The organism is Nostoc sp. UIC 10607, assembly GCF_047228265.1.
Taxonomy (GTDB): Bacteria; Cyanobacteriota; Cyanobacteriia; order Cyanobacteriales; family Nostocaceae; genus Nostoc; species Nostoc foliaceum_A.
This window is the reverse complement of sequence record NZ_JBIQNW010000167.1, coordinates 1-2,022: the sequence shown is the minus strand read 5'-3', so window position 1 is coordinate 2,022 and position 2,022 is coordinate 1. Positions and strand designations below refer to the sequence as shown.

The 2,022-nt window shown below is 38.6% G+C and carries 3 protein-coding genes and 1 pseudogene; 3 read left to right on the top strand and 1 reads right to left on the bottom strand.

Annotated features, from left to right (window positions below):
- Positions 1-295 precede the first annotated feature (295 nt).
- Positions 296-508 (top strand): hypothetical protein, encoded by a 213-nt coding sequence (locus ACEYW6_RS36095; RefSeq protein WP_412983587.1) that lies wholly within the window; start codon positions 296-298, stop codon positions 506-508.
- A gap of 21 nt (positions 509-529) precedes the next feature.
- Complete coding sequence (locus ACEYW6_RS36090; RefSeq protein WP_412983588.1) at positions 530-1,345, top strand: RNA-guided endonuclease InsQ/TnpB family protein; 816 nt, start codon at positions 530-532, stop codon at positions 1,343-1,345.
- Between the two features lie 67 nt (positions 1,346-1,412).
- Here ACEYW6_RS36090 and ACEYW6_RS36085 read toward each other — a convergent pair.
- Positions 1,413-1,622 (bottom strand): annotated as a pseudogene (locus tag ACEYW6_RS36085) (hypothetical protein); the annotation flags it as partial.
- A 64-nt stretch (positions 1,623-1,686) separates the two neighbouring features.
- On the opposite strand from ACEYW6_RS36085, the gene ACEYW6_RS36080 reads away from it, so the two are divergent.
- The gene (locus ACEYW6_RS36080; protein ID WP_412983586.1) at positions 1,687-1,923 is read left to right on the top strand and encodes a hypothetical protein; all 237 of its coding nucleotides are present in this window, start codon (positions 1,687-1,689) and stop codon (positions 1,921-1,923) included.
- Positions 1,924-2,022: the final 99 nt, after the last annotated feature.

Here is a 2,022-nt window from a genome sequence, read left to right as displayed (position 1 = left end):
CTCTCAATTACTTCTGCATTTCCTTCCCAGCTTGGGTTATTGACACCAATCACTGGTAATTGTATTGAAATATATTTTATTTTTCGTACTATTTTATCATAACTACTCTGGGAGAGCCAAAATTAAAAATTAAAAATTGAAAGAAATAATAATTTTTAATTAATTAATTTTGGGTACAAGCCCCCAATTTTAATTAAAAATTAAAAATTAAAGATTAAAAATTGAAAGAAATAATAATTTTTAATTAATAATTTTTAATTTTTAATTGGAGCGAAGCGACTTGACTTACTGCCAAATGGCAAAAGACCTAACTCAGTTAAAGAAACTAGCTAATTATGAATGGCTACAAGAACCAACGGCTGCTGTTCTGCAACAATCGCTTAAGAATTTAGAATCTGCGTTTAAAAACTTCTTTTCAAAACGTACTGGATTTCCTAAATTCAAAAGTAAACATTCCAAACAGTCAATTCGCTTTCCGGAAAGTTGTTCAATCAAAAATGGTAGTTGAAAGCTTCCTAAGCTTGGATTAATTAAGGTTAGTCTTTCTAAGAGCGTCAATGGCAAAATTAAATCCGTAACTGTTTCCAAGACAAGTACAGATAAATATTTTGCGGCGATACTGTTCGAGACTGATAAGTTATCTAGAACAAAGTTTGGAAAGATATCAGGAATCGACCTTGGTTTAAACAGTCTAGTAACTGTTTTTGATGGTGAAACCTGCTACAAGGTTGACCCAATTAAGCCTGCTAGAAAATATGCCAAACGATTACGTGTTAGACAGAAAGCTTTATCTCGCAAGGTAAAAGGCTCTAAAAATAGGCGTAAAGCAGTTAAAGTAGTTGCCAAAGTTCACGAAAAAATATCAAATACAAGACAAGATTTTCTCCATAAACTCTCACGAAAGTTATGTGATGACAACCAAGTCATAGTAGCTGAGAAACTTTGTATTAAAGGATTAGCACGTACCAAGTTAGCCAAGTCAATACATGATGCTGGTTTTGGTATGCTCCTTAATTTTACTAGCTACAAACTGGAGAGGGAGGGAGGTAAATTTATTCAAGTTGACAGATTCTTTCCCAGTACTAAGCTTTGTTCGTGTTGTAAATATAAGAATAATTTGCTGAATTTAAGTATCCGTGAGTGGATTTGTCCGAGATGTCAAACAACACATGACAGAGATGAAAATGCCTCACGGAACTTGAGATCAGAAGGGATAAGGATATTCTCAACAAATACTGCTGGACAAGCAGAAATTCAAGCTTGTGGAGAAACAGTAAGACTCGTTGGTACTTGTGCCAAAAAGCGTGTTTCTGAGAAGCAGGAATCTCCCGCGACATTGCGTTAGCAATTAGCGGGGGAGTGTCAAGAGTTTGTGTTTATAACTAGCCGCTATCCGCGTGTAACCAAATCATATCTTTGCAATATTGCTCGAAGGTTTTATGCGTGGAACGGTACAGTCTGCGATCGCGCAATTCTGCCAGCGCCTTACCTGCCTCAAAAAACGCTCTTTCCACACGCCGCTCTAGGTGAAGGCGATCGCGCTGTTCTTCCTCTGTTAATTCTGCAACTTCGACAGCAGTAACGTTAATTGTTGCTGTAGCTGGGTTTTCCTCAACAAAGATAGCTTCATTTGCAGAATTACTGAGTGGTTTTGAAATCCTTGACGATGGGATTTATCAAAATAACGTGAAACTGGGCGAATTGGGATGCACTGACGGCGGCTGGTGGGTGATGCGTACTGGGGAATGTCAGCAACTACCCTGTGGATGTGCGGTGGAAGCAGTTCAATCGCTGTCGATGGTGGACGTGTCTACTGATGGCAAATCCATTTTTGATGAATATTTTTTAGAGCAACCGTTAGAACAGCTAACTGGCGATAAATTGCAACGGCTGCTGGAGAGAGCGGAGTTAGTCACGGCATAAAGAGACAGGGGGCAGAGGGGCACTGACAGGTGTAGGTTTTTTACACAGGTGTGAGTATTCATTAGTATTGCTGTAAAGATAGGTATGAAACCAGGGTCG